We start from the raw sequence: 17,359 nt of genomic DNA on the forward strand, positions 1-17,359 counted from the left end.
TTTCGGAAGGATCGGGCGCAGATTCGAGGTCGGAAACCACGATGGAGGAAACCATGCCTGGCATCAGCATGCGCTATATCGTCGACGACGTCGACGCCGCGGTGGAATTCTATACGAGCCATCTCGGCTTTTCGGTTGCGCTTCGCCCCGCCCCGAGCTTCGCGATCCTCACCAGGGACGGCTTTCGCCTGCTCCTCAGCGGCACGACGGGACCGGGCGGAGCCTCCCAGCCGATGCCCGACGGGCGAAAGCCCGAACCCGGCGGCTGGAACCGCATCCATATCGAAGTCGCCGATCTGGAAGCCGAAGTCGCCACGCTGCGCAAGGCCGGCGCGCGTTTTCGCAACGAGATCGTGCAGGGTGTGGGCGGAAAGCAGATCCTGCTCGAAGACCCGGCCGGAAACCCGATCGAACTCTTCGAAGCGCCGAAGAAATGAAGCGTCGGCCGTCCGGTGCGATGAATATGGTCCCGGCGTAGCCAGGCCGGCATCGACATCGCCCACGGCAAGAATGGCGGCCGCGCCTTGCCAGCGGTGCGCGAGCGTGTAGTTTCGGACTCGCATATATTCAGAGGTAAGGAAAAACATGTCCGAATCCGCGGGCGGGGTCTTCGACTATGTCGGGATAGTCGCCGTGCTTCTTCTCGTGGCCGCCAACGGCTTCTTCGTGGCTGCCGAATTCGCGCTGGTATCGGTCAGGCGCAGCCGTGTCGCCGAGCTTACCGCGGCAGGGCGCATGAATGCCTCCGCCCTTCAGCGCGCCGTCGACAATCTCGACGCCAATCTTGCGGCCACCCAGCTCGGCATCACCATTTCTTCCCTGGCGCTGGGCTGGGTCGGCGAACCGGCGCTTGCCCACCTGATCGAGCCTCTCCTCTCCTGGCTGCCCGGGCAATGGGCAGCGACCGGCGCTCATACCGTTGCCATCGTCATCGCCTTCGTCATCATCACCGCACTGCATATCGTGCTCGGCGAGCTCGCGCCGAAGAGCCTGGCGCTGCAGCGCAGCGAAGCCACTTCGCTTGCCGTCGTGCGCCCGCTCGGCCTGTTCCTGGTGCTGTTCAAGCCGGCGATCTTCGTTTTGAACGGCATGGGCAACCTCGTGCTCCGGGGCGTCGGGCTTCGCGCCGGAACCGGAGAATCGTCGTTCCATTCGCCGCAGGAGCTGAAGCTGCTCGTGGCCGAAAGCCATGAAGCCGGCCTGTTGAACCAGGTGCAGCAGCAGCTGGTCGAGCGGGTGTTCAATATCGGCGACAGGCCGATCTCCGACATCATGACCCCGCGCCTCGACATCGAATGGTTCGACGCCGACGACAGCGAGGCCGATATCCTGAAAACGATCCGCGAATGCGGCCACGAGCAACTTCTGGTCGCCCGCGGCTCGATCGACGAGCCGATCGGCATGGTCCTGAAAAAGGACCTTCTCGACCAGGTGCTCGACGGCGGCAAGGTGCGGCCGATGGAGGTGATCAAGCAGCCGCTGGTGCTGCACGAGAACACCTCGGTCGTGCGCGTGATCGACAGTTTCAAGGCCTCGCCCGTGCGCCTCGCGATCATCATCGACGAATATGGCACCCTCGAAGGCATCGTCACACAGACCGACCTGCTCGAAGCAATCGCCGGCGACCTGCCGGGGACCGACGAAGAGCCTGATATCGTCATCCGCGAGGACGGTTCGCTGCTGATCGACGCGATGATGCCGGCCTTCGACGCCTTCGAACGGCTTGGCCTGCGGGATCGCCCGGATGCCGATTTCCATACGCTGGCGGGCTTTGCCCTGCATCAGCTCCAGCACATCCCCGAAACCGGAGAAACCTTCCTCTTCGAAGACTGGCGCTTCGAGGTGATCGATATGGACGGCATGCGCATCGACAAGATCCTCGCCGCGCGCATCTCCGCGGATGCGGCCGAGAGCTAACCTACGACAAGCGTCCAGGCCATTCCCGCCGCCGCGCAGGCCAGCAGCGTCGCGATGACCGATGCCTTGAAGCGGAAGATCGCGATGGCGGCGGCAAGCGACAGCGCCATTGCCGCCGGCACGGCCGATTGCAGCACGGGAATATCGAGCCGCAAGCCGCCGAGCTGGACGGACGCGACTTCGGCAAACAGCGTGTGCACGCCGAACCAGATGGCGAGGTTGAGAATGACGCCGACCACCGCCGCCGTAATCGCCGCCATCGCGCCGGCGAGCGCTGCGTTGCCGCGCAGTTTTTCGATTAAGGGCGCGCCGAGGAAGATCCAGAGGAAACAGGGCACGAAGGTCACCCATGTCGTCAGGATCGCCGCAAGCGTGGCGGCAAGCATCGGATCGAGCGTGCCGGGATTGCGATAGGCGCCCATGAAGCCGACGAACTGGACGACCATGATCAGCGGCCCCGGCGTCGTCTCGGCCATGCCGAGACCGTCGAGCATCTCGCCGGGCCTCAGCCAGCCGAAATGCTGCACGGCCTCCTGGGCGACATAGGCGAGCACGGCATAGGCCCCGCCGAAGGTGACGACGGCCATCTGGCTGAAGAACAGGCCAATCTGGCTGAAGACGTCGCCCGGTCCCAGGGACAGGTAAAGCGCGGCGACGGGCACGAGCCAGAGGGCGAGCAGTGCTGCCGAGATGCGCAGCGACCAGGCAAGATCAGGGCGCGCATGCGCCGGGATACCCTCGCCGAGCGCAGAGTCGGCATCCGACAGCACCGCGCCGCTTGCGGCCTTGTGGCCGCCGCCAGGGCTGAAGGCGGCAAGCCCGAACCGACCGCCGAGGAAGCCCGCAAGACCGGCAGCCAGCACGATCAGCGGGAACGGCACGTGGAGAAAGAAGATGGCGATGAAGGCCGCGGCCGCGATCGCCAGCATGATGCGGTTCTTGAGTGCCCGACCGCCGATGCGGATGACGGCCTGCACGACGACGGCAAGCACGGCCGCCTTCAGCCCGAAGAACAGGCCGGCGACGAGGCCGACGCTGCCGTAAGCCGCGTAGATATAGCTGAGGCAGAGGATCGACAGGAATCCCGGCAGCACGAACAAGATGCCGGCGACGAGGCCGCCGGCGGTGCGGTGCATCAGCCAGCCGATATAGATGGCGAGCTGCTGCGCCTCGGGTCCGGGCAGCAGCATGCAATAATTCAGCGCATGCAGGAAACGGTGCTCGCCGATCCATCGCTTCTCGTCGACAATGATGCGATGCATGACGGCGATCTGCCCGGCCGGACCGCCGAAGCTCAAGGCCGAAACGCGCAGCCACACTCTGAAGGCTTCGCCAAAAGAGATGCCATGGTGGTGCCCATCACCCGCGTCTTTATCGCCCGCTTGCCCGGCGGGCGCATTGGCTGTGATTTCGGCCATCTCATGCCCCCTTCTTCGGCGAGGGCCAGTTGTGGGTCTCCTCGGTCGCGTCGCGGCACCAGCGATAGAAGGCGTCGTAGAGCAGCATGCCGGCCTCTAGCTGCTCCAGATCGTCGGAATACATGCGGGAGAGCCCGAGCGAAGCGGCAAGCAGGCCTGATGCCTCGGGCGCGAGATCGAGCCTTGCCGTATCGGCGGCCCGAACGATACGAGCGAGATGCAGCAGCGGCGCCGCCGTCAGCCCGAACTCCTCGACCATCACATCGAAGGTGCAGAGCTCGCCGCGATGGCTCCAGAACACCTCTTCGATATCGAAGGGCTCGGCTCCGAAACGCTCGCCGACGGCGATGACCTCGGAGGTCGGCACGAACAGGAACAGGGCATCCGGATCGACGAAGCGCCGGATCAGCCAGGGACAGGCGATGCGGTCGATTTTCGGCCGCGCCCGCGTGACCCAGACGGTGCGTCCTTCAGCGTCGCGGCGCGGCAGCTTCGCCTCGGGCACCGCCATTCCGCCTGAAATCCAGGCTTCGAATCCGCCTTCGAGGCTTTCCGCCTCGATGCCGGCATGTCTGAGATAGGCGGCCACACCATGGCTGAGCTTGGCGCCCCTTTGGCAGACCACGACGACGGCATCGGCATCGACGCTGCCCGCCCAGGATGCGACATCGCTATGGCTGCGCCGGATCGAGCCCGGGACCAGGCGCGGGTCGAGCGCGAAATCCTCCTCCGTGCGAACGTCGACGATGCAGGGCGCACCGGGCGTTCCGATGAGGCGGCTGAGCTTGTCGGGGGAAATTTCAAGAAATGACGGCATCACGCGTCCTCCGTTGATCGGTTTCACTGGACGCGATTCTTCAGCATGTCGCCTCGTGGGGTGATCGCGACCCCATGAGAAAAGCATGCGCAAACTGCCCCCGCCATGTCAAGGGGATGAGGCCACGGCGGCTTGCCGTCTGCCACGGTCGCTTACGGTTCGTTGGCGAACCCGCCAACCTTTATCCGAGATGCTTGGCGAAGAGCTTCAGGGAGCGAGGTGCGCCGATATCTCTTCCGGAAGGACAATGGAGGCCGTGCCGCATGGCCCCCTCATCTGCCTGCCGGCATCTTCTCCCCGAGGGGAGAAGCGGAATCGTGGCGGCGTCCCGCCTCCTTTGAAACCTCAGCTTGGGAGCGAAGGCCCTGCGTCTTGCCCCTTCTCCCCAGCGGGGAGAAGATGCCGGCAGGCAGATGAGGGGGCCACAGGCACACCTTTCATTGTCTCCCGCTTCGCGCCGAACCCAAGCGAAGGCAAGAAAAGCCATGAAACCCAATCAACCCAGGCGCTTCAGGCCCAGAATGGAACAAAAACCCGGCTCGGCCATTTTCCTCTCACCGAAAGAGGAGAAAGTACCATGACGTACGACCCCAATAGTCCTAACGATCCGAACCGCCCGCTGAATCCGAACCTGGATCTGCGCACGACGCCGACTGCGCGCAGCAGCAATACGTGGGTGGTCTGGGTCGCTGCATTGGCCGTGATCGCTGTTGCTGCATTCGCCTATTCGCAGTGGAGCAGCACACCGCCCGGCACGTCTCCGGATACGACGGCCTCCACGACCCAATCCCAGCCAGCGCCGGCCAAGCCGATCGCTCCGACCGACAACAGCGCAACGCCGGCACCCGCGCCGGCAACTCCGGCTCCGGCGACGCCGCCGGCTGCCCCTGCCCAGCAGTAACCCTGCTCGGCACAAGGAGCGGACATGTCCCCGGCCTGTCGGACACGACACCCCGGGGACGGTCCATCATTTTGGCGCATGATCGGGAACCCGATCTCCGTTTCCACGGTCATGCGCCTGCCTGGGCATCTTTTTTCCGCGTGGCCCTTGAACCTCTTCAGGCATACATTACATATTCCTCATGTAAATTTGTCTCCGGCGGCTGACCACGGATGTACTGGCAGCCGCCGTAGAGACAGATTGAGGAAGGTCGGTGCGAATTTCGCCCGGCCTTTTTTCTTGTCCTGGCCACTCCCGGCTGAGCGGACGTTAGCGGCGGGATTGATGCAACCGGTGCCGCGCTACCAGCTGCTGCCGCTTTTCTTGCTGCCATAGCCTTTATACGGATCGTAATTGTAAGTGCGCGAACCGCCGCCGTAGATCGTCTCTTGATAGTTCCCGCTCAAATTCTGCCGCGTCTGCGAATAGGGATCGCCGTTGCGATAGGTGTTGTAGCTGCCGCCGGAATTGCGCTCCATCGTGTAGGTATCGCGGCCCTGCGTCCAGCATGGACCGGAGATCAGCTCACAGCCGGCAAAAGCCTCGCTTGATATCAGCATCGCGACTGCGAAAACAAACTTGCGCATAATACTCTCCCAAAATGAAGGTTGATGGATTCAACCTTTGCCATAACACTTTGATTTCATTCATTCTCGCAGCTTTCCCAACGCCTCGCCGCCGCGCGACCGGGCAAGCCGATCCCGTCCGCGCCTTTTCAGGCCCGACTGGTTCAGTGATGGTTGGATTTTGGAGAACTACTTCGGAATTCGGTTATAGAAGGACTGCGGGTCGTAGACGCACTCGTAGTCGAGGAGGCAGATCTTGCCGCTGGCATCCCTCACCCTCGCCGTGTCGTACTTGTCCCCCAGATTGCACCTGGCCGGCGGGTAGCGGAAGCTGCGGCCGCCGAGACCCATGCGCACGAACACCGCCTTGTCCTGACGGATGATCCGCGCAAGCTCCTCGCAGCTGTGATCCCTGGCATTGACCTCCACCGCCTCGGCGGCAAGGACCGCGGACGGAAGCAGCAACGCAAAAGCCAGAACGACGCTTTTCATACTCACTCCTGATGCGAGCGAATAAAGTTGGAGTGTGAGCTTCATCCGACCAGTCCGGAATGACCCGATAAGACTGGCCGCCACACTCTCTGCTTCATCGCCCGAGGCACTTTTACTTCGCCATTCGAAGATATGTTCTTATTTTGTTCCAATCCCCGTAGGAGTCAAGACGCCAAGCGAGAAATTTTCAACCACAGGATTCAATGAGGCGTCACTTCAACGCGAAGTGCGGAGGGCGCCACGGAAGGACGCGGGAGTTGAAATCGTGTGCAGCGGAGCGCTCCGATCCGTTAAGATGTTTCACCTATCCTGCCGGCCATGAAACCGACGTTTGGACGCAGGCGTCCCGCATTACCCGAGCGAAAGCGGATCGAGGCCGCGCCAGCGCCTGGGAATGATGCGCCGTATGATTGGCGCAGGATCGGGCGATACATCAGAAACAGTGCCCTCGCCCTTCTGATTGCCGCAAAGCTTGCCGTCGCGGCCACGCACTTCGCCGCCCTCGACACCTCCCACTCTTTCTCGGAATACGCACCGCCCATGGCGGCCATGGCGGCCCTGGTGATTTTCATCCTTGGAGCGCTTTGGCTCCTCGGCGTGAAGCCGACCGACCGCGACTGAGACGCTTGCCGATGCCCTTTGAATATCAGGGGAAATTATAGGACGACGCGGGGTCGAGCGTGCAGGCATAGTCGAGAACGCACTGCTTGCCCGCCGCATCGCGAAAGCTCGCCGTGGTGCGCTTGTCGCCCAGGCTGCATTGGGCCGGCGGATAGCGGAAGCTGCGGCCGCCGAAGCCGACGCGGACAAAGACCTTCTTGTTCTGACGGATGATCTGCGCAATTTCACCGCAACTGTGATCCGCCGCCTTGACCTGCATCACCCCGGCGGCAAAAGCCGGCAGCGGCAGAGACAAGGCGACAGCGAAGATAACGCTTTTCATGGCCCCCTCCAGTCTATCAGAGGAAGATAGGGCGAGCGCACGGATGCGGCTAGAGAGGAACACCTACCTGCCGGTGCACATGCTCGACTAGGATGGCGGTGTGGATGGATCGGCTTAGCCAAGATGAGGCCAATATGCTAACGCCGTGTAAAGCTGGGGCGGATGGGAGAGTATCGAATTGAGCGCTGAAGACCGGATTATGCTGTGGATCGGATTCTGGGCGACGAGCGGCCTTTGCGCGTACACTTGGTATTGGTACATAAGGTCGTTCATCTTCTACTTTCGAAGCGGCTTCGATTTCAGCGAAGATTTCGGACCACAAGTGTCCTGGTCCGAGTTCCAAGATGACGAGCGTGACCTGGCAAACCCAAGAGAGAAGTTTCTAGTCGCTAGGCCTGTTTCTGTGTTGGCAACCTCCTTTATATTGGTCTGCATAGTTTTGGCTCTGATGGAATGGCCTTGTGTCGGCTGTGGGCCGTAGCGGTCGACCGATTATCTCAAATCGTAAACCGCGGCGTTATCCTGCTCTGACAGAGTTTGCCGTCATGCGTACTGGCCTGGCATTGACAGATAGCGGTCGGACCAAAGAAATGATGATCCGCCTGATCCCTCAACCGCGCACCGGATGCCAGAGATGAGGAGTTGGGTTAGGGTCAGGGCAGCAAACCTTGATCGGGTGGTGGGTAACGAGAACCTGCCGAAACAGGCAGCGCGCCGAGTCTTTGCAGTGCGGAGGAGCATACCTTCAATGACACCGGAAGAAAGAACGATTTTGAAGGCTCTGGCTCACATGTGTCTGCAGTACATGGACGAAGGCCCGGAAGGGCTCGTTCACAAGTCAATGAGCGCTGGCGAAAATGCGGTCGAAGTGTTGGCATCCTACGGCTTGGTCAAGCCGGAGCTAGGAGGCGGGTTGTGGACCGATGAAGGTTTGCGTCTGCTGGACGACGAATGGGCATCGGATCGTGCGAGTTTCCTGCAGCACATGTCAAAATCCTGAAAAGCCGGATGCTCAAGCATCTGATGATAGGGTGGTTGGCGCGATACACGGCGAAGTGGATGGGGGAAGCTTGAGTGAGTGAAGATCAAATTCAGCTATGGATTGCCCTGTGCATCGTGGGCCCCTTTTGCGCCTATCACTGGTATTGGTTTATCAGGTCGATCTACTTTTACAGTAAAAACGGCTTCGACTTCAGCGAAGATTTCGGACCTGAATTCCACTGGGCAGATCGTGGAGGTGATGATGATTGCGTCTTGATGAAGCCGAAAGAGAAGTTCATTTTCGCTTGGCCTTCTTTCGTGGTGGTGACCTCGGTTATGTTGGTTTTCATAGTTCTAGGTTTGATAGGAATTATTCATCGTGGGCCGTAGCGGCGGGTGAATTTTCAAACTCATAACCGCCGGATTATCAGCAGCGTCGCGCAGCCCCTTATATGACGCATGGCGCAGCTTCCCGTCATGCGCCCAGGCTCGATACTCGATCACGGCAACAAGCTCGGGACGGACGAAGACCGCATTCCGCTTTCTTCCCGAGTCGACCGCGGGCTTGCCGATGACCAGCCTATCCATCTGCTTCCGGAGCGCCGTCGCGGACCGCTCGTTGAAGCCGGTTCCCACTCCCCCGACATAGACGAGACCTTTTCCTTTGCGCGCGGCGAGCAGAAGGCGCCCGATGCCACCGAACGACGCTGTCGACTTCTCATAACCGACGATCGCAAATCCGTCGCTCTGGATGCATTTGAACTTCAGCCATTCGCCGCCACGGCCGCTGCGATACGGACGGTAGCGGTCTTTCGCGATGATGCCTTCGAGGCGATGCTCGCAGGCGATCCGGAAAAGCATGTCGCCATCGGCTTCGCTCTTCCGACAGTCGTATGGCCTCCTCCCCGCCGGCCGGAACCAGCCCCTCGAGGAGATGCCGCCGCGCGGTCAGCTCGGTCGCCCTGATATCATGACCGTCGAAATAGAGGAGATCGAACACCATCATGATCGCATCTCGTGAGGACCCTTTGCCGCCACGGCCGCCAAGCGACTGCTGAAGCAATCCGAAATCGGACCGGCCTTGCGCGTCGAGAACCACAGCCTCTCCGTCCAGTATCGCCGTCGCGACAGGAAGGCGACGAGCGGCTGCCAAGATCGCGGAACGGCTTCAGGGCCGCTCGGGAGTGCCAGCAAACTTTACTGCCAGCGAGGACTGCGCCAATTCTGCGGATGGTGTCAGCGAAGGATAGCGCCGAGGACCACAACTAACTACTACCGGGTCTCAACCGCCAACACTGTTTTTCGCTTCGCCGGCAAACAGCAGCACCCAAATCCCTCGACTCACTCCAGCCAGTGCCGGCACGCCCAAGAGAACGCCAAAATAAACTGCGATTGGGAGGTCATGAATTCCTACAAGTAATTCCTGCCCAGCACACTTATTAGCCATGTACCCGGTGAAATGAGCACACTTTCCGGCGTCAGGGAATAAAAAGTAAAGGCCGTCAATACCAAACACGAAGCTCAGTAAGATGCCCATGGCGCGAAACATATTCGCGTCGGGACGACGTCTGAGAGACAGATCCGGTTTCGTTTTTTGAATGGACCACAACAGCTTGCCGAGCAGGAAGCACGCAGCCGTTCCGAGAAATTGAGCCGTGATCAGGGCAAGAGTCTGGTTGATAAAGGGCTTCACGAATTGCGCAGTGAAAGCTGCAATGAATGCCACCAGCCCCAGTATTGAGACTAGTGACGCCCCCGTAACCCCGTCGCGTGTTACAACTGCACGATAAAGACCATAAGACGCCCAGGCAGTCATGGCTATGGGAATGAGGCCGATGGGCCAAGGCAACGAGAGATCAAGCATGCCCTGACTATGCCTGAACACGTCCGTTACTCAACCAAAATGTGGGTTAGGGACAAACGCACCCGTCCTCCTCAGGCGTTCTTTTTCGCCAGTGGCGCGATGATGGCGTCGAGGCGCCGAGTGGTTTCCTTCGACGTCTCAATCTGCTTGAGGTTGGATGCAACGAAAACCAGGTGGGGGCGATCTGCAAGATATCCGCGCAGATGGTTCAGCACTATGGAAAGGAAGTCGCTCTACGCAGCTTGGCGCGCGATGCGATGAAGCTCATGGAGAGCAGGTGGAGCGAGATCGAACCGGCCGCTTTCAGGAACAGGAACGGAACGTGAATTGGAAACCGTTTCCAATTTGTTGGAAACCAGACAGCAAAACGCTCTCGGCTCATTCCAGATTGCACAATGATTTCAAGAGATTTGGTGGGTGATGTAGGGCTCGAACCTACGACCCGCTGATTAAGAGTCAGCTGCTCTACCAACTGAGCTAATCACCCGTCCGCGCTTGGCTGCGCGGTGTGACGGGGCGTATAAACAGGATCGGCAGGCTTGTCCAGCGCATCGGCGAAAATTCTTTGGTTAATGTCAAAGATTTTTGCGCATGGTTGAAATGCAGCGCATAACCCCGAAAATCGGAAACGGTTTTCGGAAAGGATTATGCGCCGATTCAAAGTGATAGAGCGTCGGGCGCTCTAGAGCGCGCAGCGATCTTTCAGATTCGCTTCGCGCGCTTTAGATCTTTGTTTTGACGCATGTCGTTGTCGCAAAACCGCTGCACACTTTTGCGCGACGGGCTCTGGTGATCAAAGGTCGAGCGTGCCGCTCGCCAGCCGCACCGCCTGGCCGCCGATCCGGGCGTTGGAGATCGCCCCGCCGTCGACGTCGATATGCAGGTGAATGAAGGACGGGCGGCCCATCTCCACACCCTGCTCGATGAGGATCGGGTGGTGCCCGTCCGTCAGGCGGTCGAAATGGTGGATCGCGCCGGAAAGGGCGGCCGCCGCCGAGCCGGTCGCCGGGTCCTCGACGATACCCATGCCGCTTGCGAACATGCGCGCATGGAACTTCGCCACGTGGTTGACGCCGCCGCGGCAATAGACATAGGCCGAGGCGAGCGCGCCATCGACGAAGGGCACGATCTTTTCCCAGAGCTGCGGATCGAACTCCAGCCGCTGCGTGGCGCCGACATCGTGGACCGGAATGAGCAGGAAGGGAACGCCGGCGCTCCAGACCCCGGGAACGTGATTTTCGAAGCCGATCTCGCTCACCTTCAGCGACAGCGCATCGGCGATGCCGAGCTTGTCGAGCGGCATGACGGCCTGCTGCGATTTGCGCGGCAGGTCGAATTCGGCAAAACTCGCCTCGCCCTCCCTGAGCCTCACCGCGCAGCGCACCGGCCCGACATTTTCTTCGAGCACCGTGACGAGATCGCGGGTCGTGGCGCCGTGGGTCCGTTCGGCGAGCGCCACCGCCGTGCCGACGGTGGGATGGCCGGCAAAGGGCAGTTCGCGGCCCGGCGTGAATATTCTGAGCTTCGCCGCATAGGCGGGATTGGTCGAAGGCTGCACGAACACCGTCTCGGAGAGATTGAGCTCCCGGGTGATCGCCTGCATCGCCTCGTCGCTGAGATCGTCGCCGTCGAAGATCACCGCCAGCGGGTTGCCCGCAAGCTTTCGATCGGTGAACACGTCATAGACGCTGTAGCTTCGCGCCACATCGGCCTCCTTGAATCGGTCATCGCGCCGTCAAACTGCCCGACCAAACGGTCGAGTGCAAGGCGGTAAGTCCGCTAAAAACAACGCATCCCCGGCAGGAAACACCTGCGGTCTCGGATTTATGCGTGATCGTTAATGAAAATCGATTTTGTTTTACGGGAGGCGGCGTTGGAGCGTGTGCGAACGCGCGGCTGTCACGGGAATAGAGAGGGCGTGTAGGGCTTACGCGCCGGCGTGCCGTGGTATACCCCCCTCTGCCCTGCCGGGCATCTCCCCCACAAGGAGGGAGATTGGCTGGGCGTGACGGCTTCCCCAAACAGCTGAGCATTGTGATTGCCGCTGCCGTTCGACAGGGGGCATGGTCAAGCCTCTTGCCGATCTCCACCCTTGTGGGGGAGATGGCCGGCAGGCCAGAGGGGGGTGCCACACACGCCACGCCGGCGCGCAGGAATCCATGCACGGCGCCTCTGAGAAGCCTTGCCCGTGGTATCTTAACTTCTGTGTCTCACACCCCGCTCTTGCCGAAATACCAGTCGATCACCGGCAGCATGGCGACATTGTACGGATGAGCCGCGTGATCCGCAGAACGGATCGCCACGGCACCGGCGATCTCCTTGTCATCGGCAACCAGCATGTGGGCCTCGATGCGCTTCACCATCTCCTCGGCCGTCATGTCGAAGCGGAAGAGCCGCATGAGCGTCACGGTGCGTCTGTTGTGGCTGGCGAAGAGCCCCTGCCCCGCCACCGATTGCGCCAGATCCAGGCCCGTCTCCTCGTGGACCTCGCGGCGCATGTTGGCCTCGATGTCGCAGCTGTTGTCGACGATATCCTCCAGCTCCAGCGAGCCGGCGGCGAAATAGACCTGGCCGGGATTGGCGGTATGGGCGCCCATGCGGATCGCCACCAGCGCGCCGTCGGCGCTTTCGAGCACCGGATAGGCGAAGATGTGAATGCCGCCCAGACGCTCGGGCTGGCGGCGCCACCACATGAAGGCGGAAAAGGGAGTGACGTAGCCCTCGCCCGATATGCCGGCGTCGGTGAGCGTCAGCCGCCGCTGGAACACCAGGCGTCCGTCGAAGAGCGCCGGATTGGCGGCCGTCTCCCTGGCCCAGTTCTCGCGGATGTCAGCCTCCTCGGCGGCGACGAAGGGGTGGGTTCCGGGCAGGACACGGAGATCGACGCCGGCGATCGGGAAGACGGTGGCCTCCGGCGGCCAGCCGGCGAAATCATCGGAAAAATCGGCATTCGGAAAATTCACGCTCAAATTGGTTTTCATGTTCGTTCTCAGGGAAGATCCAGTGTCATGACGACGGGGCAGTGATCGGAGGCTTTCGGCCGGTCCCAGCCGGTACGGGGGTAACGCTCCGCTTCCTGCCCCGGCGGGAAGATGGTGCGATAGGGCTGGCCGCTGCGGATGATTTCAGGCAGGCGTCCGGCATTATGGGCGGCGAGCGCGGGCGAAAGCCAGAGATAGTCGAGCTGGCAGAGCCACTGCTCCTGCGGCCCGCGCGTGTGATAGAGCGTCCACCGGTCGAGGGCATCGCGGCGGCGGATGACATTTTCGGCAAAGCCGTCGCGGCTGAAGACGTCGAGCGCGCTTTCGGCCTCTTGCCTATGCTCGAAGCGGTAATCGGTGCCGCGCCGGCCGATGACGTCGACCCGCTCCTGGTAATCGTTCATGTCGCCGCAGATGGCGAAGCTCTTCTTGTGAGTATGGCCGGCGCCGAAGCGGTCCTCGATGATCCGGCGCACGGCGCGCGCCTCGGCGCGGCGGAGCGGCATGGTCGACTGGCGTCCGTCGAGCCCGTCGCGCGGATTGCCCATGGATTTGAAATGCACGACATAGAGCGAGAGCGGCCGGCCGCCGATCAGAAGATCGAGCTCCAGGCAATCGCGCTTGAAGATCTTGTCGTCGATGCGGTTGGTGAGCGCCAGCTCCTCGTCGAAGAGATCGAAGTCGCGATAGGTCGTCATCGCATGGCTTCTGATATCCCTGAGCTCGATCTTCTGGCCGTCGCGCGTTTCCTCGCGCATCAGCACGGCGACATCGATGCCGCGGCTGTCATTGCCTTCCACCAGAAATTTCTGCCGGTAGCCGTTTCCGACCATACGGAAGAGATAGCCGTATTCGAAGGCATGCAGGGCGGCCATATTGTCGATTTCCTGCAGGCAGAGGATATCGGCATCCGCATCGGCGATGGCGAGCGCCGTCATCTGCCTGGTGTCGTCGGTCGCCGCGATCACGCGCGCCTGTTCGAGTTGCTGGTAGACGCCCTCGCTGTTGACCTCGAAAAGCTTGATGACGCGGTCCTGGCGCAGCTGGTTGCGGAAGCCGGTGAAATCGAAACGGGTCAGCAGATTTTCGACATTGAAGGTGGCGAGGCGAAGCGACATGGAATGAGTCCGGTTGCAGGCGCTACCTTAACCAGCAGAAGCGGCAGGAAAAGATGGCACGGCCAAGAAAACTGCGGACAGCCGAGGCTTTGAAGCCCGAAAGCGACGAGCTGTGACTTGAGTGCCTGACATTCTCCCACTGGCCTCTGATAGTTTGCCGCGGACGGCAATCGCCGATTCGCACGCGGGGGTATTTCATGAAACGAATTCTGGCATCGCTTGCTGTTCTGACATCTCTTGCCGGCGCCGGCCCGGCGCTCGCCGACACTTATGGCGCCATCGCCTATTCGCCGTCATCAGGAGCCACCGGCTGGTCCTATGCCTATGACAGCCGCGGCGGCGCCGAAACCGTCGCGAGGCGCAATTGCGACGAGAGCGCCAATGACTGCCGCATCGCCATCTGGTTCCGCAACGGCTGCGGCGCGGTCGCCGTCGGCTATCGCGGCGGCTGGGGCTCCGGCTGGGGTTACGACCGCCGCGAGGCCCAGCGCCAGGCGATCGCCAGCTGCAGCAGGCAGACCGGCAGCTGCCGCGTCATCCGCTGGCAGTGCTCGGGCGGTGAGTGATGCCGGCGCATGCCGGCAGCCATCGCGTGATGGCCCCGCGCCAGCTCCGTTTCAAAGCCGCCACCCGGCGCGAATGATGACGCGCACCACCTCGCCGGTCTCGACGACCACGCGGCTGAAGGCGCGCAGCGTCTGGCCGTTGCCGAGCGTCAGCTTGACGGCGTAACGCTCGCCCTCGAAAAGCACGGATTCGACGGTCGCGCGAGCCCCCTCGCCGCCGATGATCACATCTTCCGGCCGCACCAGGATATCGGCGCCATCGGTATTGGCGGCATGGAGCGCATCCTCAAGCTCGTCCCACTCCAGCTGGCGTTCGCCGCCCATGACAGGCAGGGTCAGGATCGCGCCGCGTCCGATCAGACCGCCGACGATGCGGCCTTCCGGCCGGGCATAGATTTCGGCGGGCGGCGCCACCTGCAGCAGGCGGCCTTCCGACATGACCGCGACGTCGGTTGCGAGCGCCATCGCCTCGCTCTGGTCGTGCGTGACATAGATCATCGTCGCGCCCGAGCGCTGGTGGAACTCGCGGAAGGTCTCCTCCATCTCCTGCTTCAGGTGCCGGTCGAGATTGGCGAGCGGCTCATCAAGCAGCACGACATCAGGCGAAGTCACCAGGCAGCGGGCGAGCGCCACGCGCTGGCGCTGGCCGCCGGAGAGATCGGCCGGCCGTCGCTCGGCGTAATCGGCGAGACGGACGGTGCCAAGGGCATCGCGCACCTTGGCCCGATAGGCATCGCCGGAGATGCCGCGCACCTTCAGGGGATAGCCGACATTGTCGGCGACGCTCATATGCGGCCAGAGCGCATAGGACTGGAAGACCATCGCCATGTTGCGCCTTTCCGGCGGCAGAGACTGGGATGCATCGGCAAGCAGCCGTTCGCCGAGATGGATCGAGCCGTCGGAAGGAGTCTCGAAGCCGGCGATCATCCGCAGCACCGTCGTCTTGCCGCAGCCGGAAGGCCCGAGCAGCGCCAGGAAACCGCCCTCGCGCACATCGAGCGAAAAGCCGCTCACGGCGGCGCGCCCGGTGCCGAAATCCTTGGCAACCCGGTTGAGGATCAGCTGCGCCATGGGACCACCCCTTTCGGCAGGCGTTTCGCCAGGAGTTCCAGGAGCAGCATCATGATGACGACCATGAGGACGACGAGGGCCGAGAGCGCCGAAGCAAGGTCGGAACTGCCGCTGTCGTCGAGATTGTAGATGGCGACGCCGAGCGTCTGGGTGCCGGCCGACCAGAGCAGCGCCGAAATCGTCAGTTCGTTGCAGGCGATCAGGAAAACGAGGATGACCGATGCGCCGGCAGCCGGCGCAATCAGCGGCACGATGATATCGAAAAGCCGGCGGAAGAAGCTGGCGCCGGAAAGCCGGGCCGCTTCCTCCAGCGCCGGATCGAGCTGGTGGAAGGCGCTGACGACGGGCTTCAGGCTGACCGCGAAAAAGGAGGAGAAATAGGCAATCAGGATGATCCAGATCGTGCCGTAGAGCGAGACGTTGAGAACCGGGATCGGTGCTGCGAAGACCAGGATGAAGGCGACCGCCATGACGATGCCCGGCAGCGAATAGGGTATCTCGATCAGGCTGGCGACGATGCGGGAAACGGCATCTCTGCGCCGCGTCAACGCATAGGCGGCAAGCACCGTCACCACGAGCAGACCAACTGCGGTGGCGCTTGCAAGCGACAGCGAATTGATGAAGGCCGTGCGCGTCACCGCCTGCCGGAACAGGATCTCTTGAAAGGCATGCAGCGACATGGTCTTGAAAGTGAGCGGCACGCCATAGGCCGGCACCAGCGCGCCGGCGACGAGCGCGAAGAAGGGTGCTGCCAGCATGAAGAACAGGATCGCCCAGAGGAGCGGCGTAAAGACAAGACGCCAGGCGCCGAGCCCGAAGGCGGCACTCGCGCCCGACAGGCCGATAACGCGGTAATCTCGGCCGCGCAGCGCCCGGTCCTGGATCATCAGTCCCGCGACCGAAATCATCGCAATGATTGCCGAGAGCACGGCGACATCACCGAAAGTGCGGCTGGTGAAGGCGGAGAATTTGGTGAAGATCAGCGTCGGCAGCGTGAAGATCGAGGCCGGAATGCCGAGAATGGCGGGTATGCCAAAATTGCCGGTGCAGGAAACGAAGGAGATCGCCGCCCCGGCAATGATGCCGGGCAGCGACAGAGGCAGGATGATATCGCGGAAGACCCTGAGGCTCGAGGCGCCGGAAAGCCGTGCCGCCTCGACGCCATCGCGCGGCAGCGTCATCAGCCCGGCCCTGAGCGCGAGATAAACCAGCGGCGCATGCTGCACGCCAAAGAGCAGCGCGATGCCACCGACCGAATAAAGCGGTTGCGGCGAGCCCAGCGGCGGTGCAAGCGAGAGCGCCTTCAACAGCGGGCTCGACGGCCCCGACATCTGCACCCAGGCAAGTGCCGTCACCTGCGGCGGGATCATCATCGGCAGCACGAAGAAGAAGCTGAGCGGCCCCTTGCCGCGGATGTCTGTCAACGTCAGCAGGAAGGCGAAGAGGCAGCCGATGGCAAGCGAGATGATCGTGCCCAGAATTGATGTGACGACAGTGTAATAGGTGGCCTGCCAGAGCGACGGCGCGCTCAGCACGTCGATTACGCCACCATTGGCGAAGGCCGCGATCCCGACCATGGCAAGGCGGGCGAGCGGCAGCACGCTGAGGATCAGGACTGACATGACGATAAAAGGAAACAGCCAGACGGGCTGGCTGTTTCCTGGTCTCACATATCCTCGCATGGA

Annotated in this window: 17 protein-coding genes, 1 tRNA gene and 1 pseudogene; 5 read left to right on the plus strand and 14 right to left on the minus strand. The window is 62.0% G+C overall.

Annotated elements, in window-relative coordinates:
- Positions 1-53 precede the first annotated feature (53 nt).
- Entirely contained in the window at positions 54-437 is a 384-nt protein-coding gene (locus tag NE852_RS14155) for a VOC family protein (protein WP_008533630.1), read from the plus strand.
- Positions 438-585: 148 nt separating this feature from the next.
- Positions 586-1,917 (plus strand): hemolysin family protein, encoded by a 1,332-nt coding sequence (locus NE852_RS14160; protein WP_258155726.1) that lies wholly within the window; start codon positions 586-588, stop codon positions 1,915-1,917.
- On the opposite strand, the gene chrA is transcribed toward NE852_RS14160, so the two are convergent.
- Together chrA and NE852_RS14170 are read right to left on the minus strand one after the other, a co-directional pair.
- Positions 1,914-3,335, minus strand: coding sequence for a chromate efflux transporter (gene chrA, locus NE852_RS14165; protein WP_258155727.1), 1,422 nt, complete (start codon positions 3,333-3,335; stop codon positions 1,914-1,916). The genes NE852_RS14160 and chrA overlap by 4 nt on opposite strands.
- A 1-nt stretch (position 3,336) precedes the next feature.
- Positions 3,337-4,152, minus strand: a complete 816-nt coding sequence (locus NE852_RS14170) for a sulfurtransferase/chromate resistance protein (protein WP_258155728.1) — start codon at positions 4,150-4,152, stop codon at positions 3,337-3,339.
- 577 nt (positions 4,153-4,729) lie between these two features.
- On the opposite strand from NE852_RS14170, the gene NE852_RS14175 reads away from it, so the two are divergent.
- Positions 4,730-5,053 carry a hypothetical protein gene (locus tag NE852_RS14175; RefSeq protein ID WP_258155729.1) on the plus strand — a complete coding sequence of 108 codons (324 nt, stop codon included), beginning with the start codon at positions 4,730-4,732 and terminating at the stop codon, positions 5,051-5,053.
- Positions 5,054-5,394: 341 nt separating this feature from the next.
- Here the strand turns inward: NE852_RS14175 and NE852_RS14180 are convergent, their stop codons facing one another.
- From NE852_RS14180 to NE852_RS14195, 4 genes are all read right to left on the minus strand, one after another.
- The gene (locus NE852_RS14180; protein ID WP_008533616.1) at positions 5,395-5,679 is read right to left on the minus strand and encodes a hypothetical protein; all 285 of its coding nucleotides are present in this window, start codon (positions 5,677-5,679) and stop codon (positions 5,395-5,397) included.
- Between the two features lie 168 nt (positions 5,680-5,847).
- Complete coding sequence (locus NE852_RS14185) at positions 5,848-6,150, minus strand: hypothetical protein (protein WP_008533614.1); 303 nt, start codon at positions 6,148-6,150, stop codon at positions 5,848-5,850.
- A 351-nt stretch (positions 6,151-6,501) separates the two neighbouring features.
- Positions 6,502-6,666: a hypothetical protein gene (locus NE852_RS14190; protein ID WP_164841451.1), complete on the minus strand. Its 165-nt coding sequence runs from the start codon at positions 6,664-6,666 to the stop codon at positions 6,502-6,504.
- A 130-nt stretch (positions 6,667-6,796) separates the two neighbouring features.
- Complete coding sequence (locus NE852_RS14195) at positions 6,797-7,093, minus strand: hypothetical protein (protein ID WP_008533613.1); 297 nt, start codon at positions 7,091-7,093, stop codon at positions 6,797-6,799.
- Positions 7,094-7,841: 748 nt separating this feature from the next.
- Here NE852_RS14195 and NE852_RS14205 point away from each other — a divergent pair.
- Entirely contained in the window at positions 7,842-8,093 is a 252-nt protein-coding gene (locus NE852_RS14205) for a hypothetical protein (RefSeq protein ID WP_008533611.1), read from the plus strand.
- 335 nt (positions 8,094-8,428) lie between these two features.
- On the opposite strand, the pseudogene ligD reads toward NE852_RS14205, so the two are convergent.
- The 6 genes and pseudogenes from ligD to NE852_RS14240 form a co-directional block, all read right to left on the minus strand.
- Positions 8,429-9,233: pseudogene (gene ligD / locus NE852_RS14215) on the minus strand (non-homologous end-joining DNA ligase); the annotation flags it as partial.
- A 123-nt stretch (positions 9,234-9,356) separates the two neighbouring features.
- On the minus strand, positions 9,357-9,938 hold the full coding sequence (locus tag NE852_RS14220) for a hypothetical protein (RefSeq protein WP_258155731.1): 582 nt from the start codon (positions 9,936-9,938) through the stop codon (positions 9,357-9,359).
- Between the two features lie 411 nt (positions 9,939-10,349).
- A tRNA-Lys gene (locus NE852_RS14225) sits at positions 10,350-10,425 on the minus strand.
- Positions 10,426-10,731: 306 nt separating this feature from the next.
- Complete coding sequence (locus NE852_RS14230) at positions 10,732-11,643, minus strand: PhzF family phenazine biosynthesis protein (protein WP_258155732.1); 912 nt, start codon at positions 11,641-11,643, stop codon at positions 10,732-10,734.
- Between the two features lie 505 nt (positions 11,644-12,148).
- Positions 12,149-12,919: a DNA mismatch repair protein MutT gene (locus tag NE852_RS14235; protein ID WP_008533603.1), complete on the minus strand. Its 771-nt coding sequence runs from the start codon at positions 12,917-12,919 to the stop codon at positions 12,149-12,151.
- An 8-nt stretch (positions 12,920-12,927) separates the two neighbouring features.
- Complete coding sequence (locus NE852_RS14240) at positions 12,928-14,037, minus strand: endonuclease/exonuclease/phosphatase family protein (protein ID WP_008533602.1); 1,110 nt, start codon at positions 14,035-14,037, stop codon at positions 12,928-12,930.
- Positions 14,038-14,234: 197 nt separating this feature from the next.
- Between NE852_RS14240 and NE852_RS14245 the strand changes: the two genes are divergently transcribed.
- Positions 14,235-14,603, plus strand: coding sequence for a DUF4189 domain-containing protein (locus NE852_RS14245; RefSeq protein WP_258155733.1), 369 nt, complete (start codon positions 14,235-14,237; stop codon positions 14,601-14,603).
- 51 nt (positions 14,604-14,654) lie between these two features.
- Here the strand turns inward: NE852_RS14245 and NE852_RS14250 are convergent, their stop codons facing one another.
- Together NE852_RS14250 and NE852_RS14255 are read right to left on the minus strand one after the other, a co-directional pair.
- Complete coding sequence (locus tag NE852_RS14250) at positions 14,655-15,674, minus strand: ABC transporter ATP-binding protein (RefSeq protein WP_258155734.1); 1,020 nt, start codon at positions 15,672-15,674, stop codon at positions 14,655-14,657.
- Positions 15,662-17,356, minus strand: coding sequence for an iron ABC transporter permease (locus tag NE852_RS14255; RefSeq protein ID WP_258155736.1), 1,695 nt, complete (start codon positions 17,354-17,356; stop codon positions 15,662-15,664). The genes NE852_RS14250 and NE852_RS14255 overlap by 13 nt, the downstream gene beginning before the upstream one ends.
- Positions 17,357-17,359: the final 3 nt, after the last annotated feature.

This window comes from Rhizobium sp. Pop5 (assembly GCF_024721175.1).
Classification (GTDB): Bacteria; Pseudomonadota; Alphaproteobacteria; order Rhizobiales; family Rhizobiaceae; genus Rhizobium.

Excerpts from the sequence above, each read along its gene's own strand:
- NE852_RS14250 (WP_258155734.1), bottom strand. The coding sequence starts at position 15,674 with ATGGCGCAGCTGATCCTCAACCGGGTTGCCAAGGATTTCGGCACCGGG.
- NE852_RS14180 (WP_008533616.1), bottom strand. The coding sequence starts at position 5,679 with ATGCGCAAGTTTGTTTTCGCAGTCGCGATGCTGATATCAAGCGAGGCT.
- NE852_RS14255 (WP_258155736.1), bottom strand. The coding sequence starts at position 17,356 with ATGCGAGGATATGTGAGACCAGGAAACAGCCAGCCCGTCTGGCTGTTT.
- NE852_RS14245 (WP_258155733.1), top strand. The coding sequence starts at position 14,235 with ATGAAACGAATTCTGGCATCGCTTGCTGTTCTGACATCTCTTGCCGGC.
- NE852_RS14235 (WP_008533603.1), bottom strand. The coding sequence starts at position 12,919 with ATGAAAACCAATTTGAGCGTGAATTTTCCGAATGCCGATTTTTCCGAT.
- NE852_RS14185 (WP_008533614.1), bottom strand. The coding sequence starts at position 6,150 with ATGAAAAGCGTCGTTCTGGCTTTTGCGTTGCTGCTTCCGTCCGCGGTC.
- NE852_RS14205 (WP_008533611.1), top strand. The coding sequence starts at position 7,842 with ATGACACCGGAAGAAAGAACGATTTTGAAGGCTCTGGCTCACATGTGT.
- NE852_RS14155 (WP_008533630.1), top strand. The coding sequence starts at position 54 with ATGCCTGGCATCAGCATGCGCTATATCGTCGACGACGTCGACGCCGCG.
- chrA (WP_258155727.1), bottom strand. The coding sequence starts at position 3,335 with ATGGCCGAAATCACAGCCAATGCGCCCGCCGGGCAAGCGGGCGATAAA.
- NE852_RS14170 (WP_258155728.1), bottom strand. The coding sequence starts at position 4,152 with ATGCCGTCATTTCTTGAAATTTCCCCCGACAAGCTCAGCCGCCTCATC.
- NE852_RS14220 (WP_258155731.1), bottom strand. The coding sequence starts at position 9,938 with ATGCTTGATCTCTCGTTGCCTTGGCCCATCGGCCTCATTCCCATAGCC.
- NE852_RS14195 (WP_008533613.1), bottom strand. The coding sequence starts at position 7,093 with ATGAAAAGCGTTATCTTCGCTGTCGCCTTGTCTCTGCCGCTGCCGGCT.
- NE852_RS14240 (WP_008533602.1), bottom strand. The coding sequence starts at position 14,037 with ATGTCGCTTCGCCTCGCCACCTTCAATGTCGAAAATCTGCTGACCCGT.
- NE852_RS14175 (WP_258155729.1), top strand. The coding sequence starts at position 4,730 with ATGACGTACGACCCCAATAGTCCTAACGATCCGAACCGCCCGCTGAAT.
- NE852_RS14160 (WP_258155726.1), top strand. The coding sequence starts at position 586 with ATGTCCGAATCCGCGGGCGGGGTCTTCGACTATGTCGGGATAGTCGCC.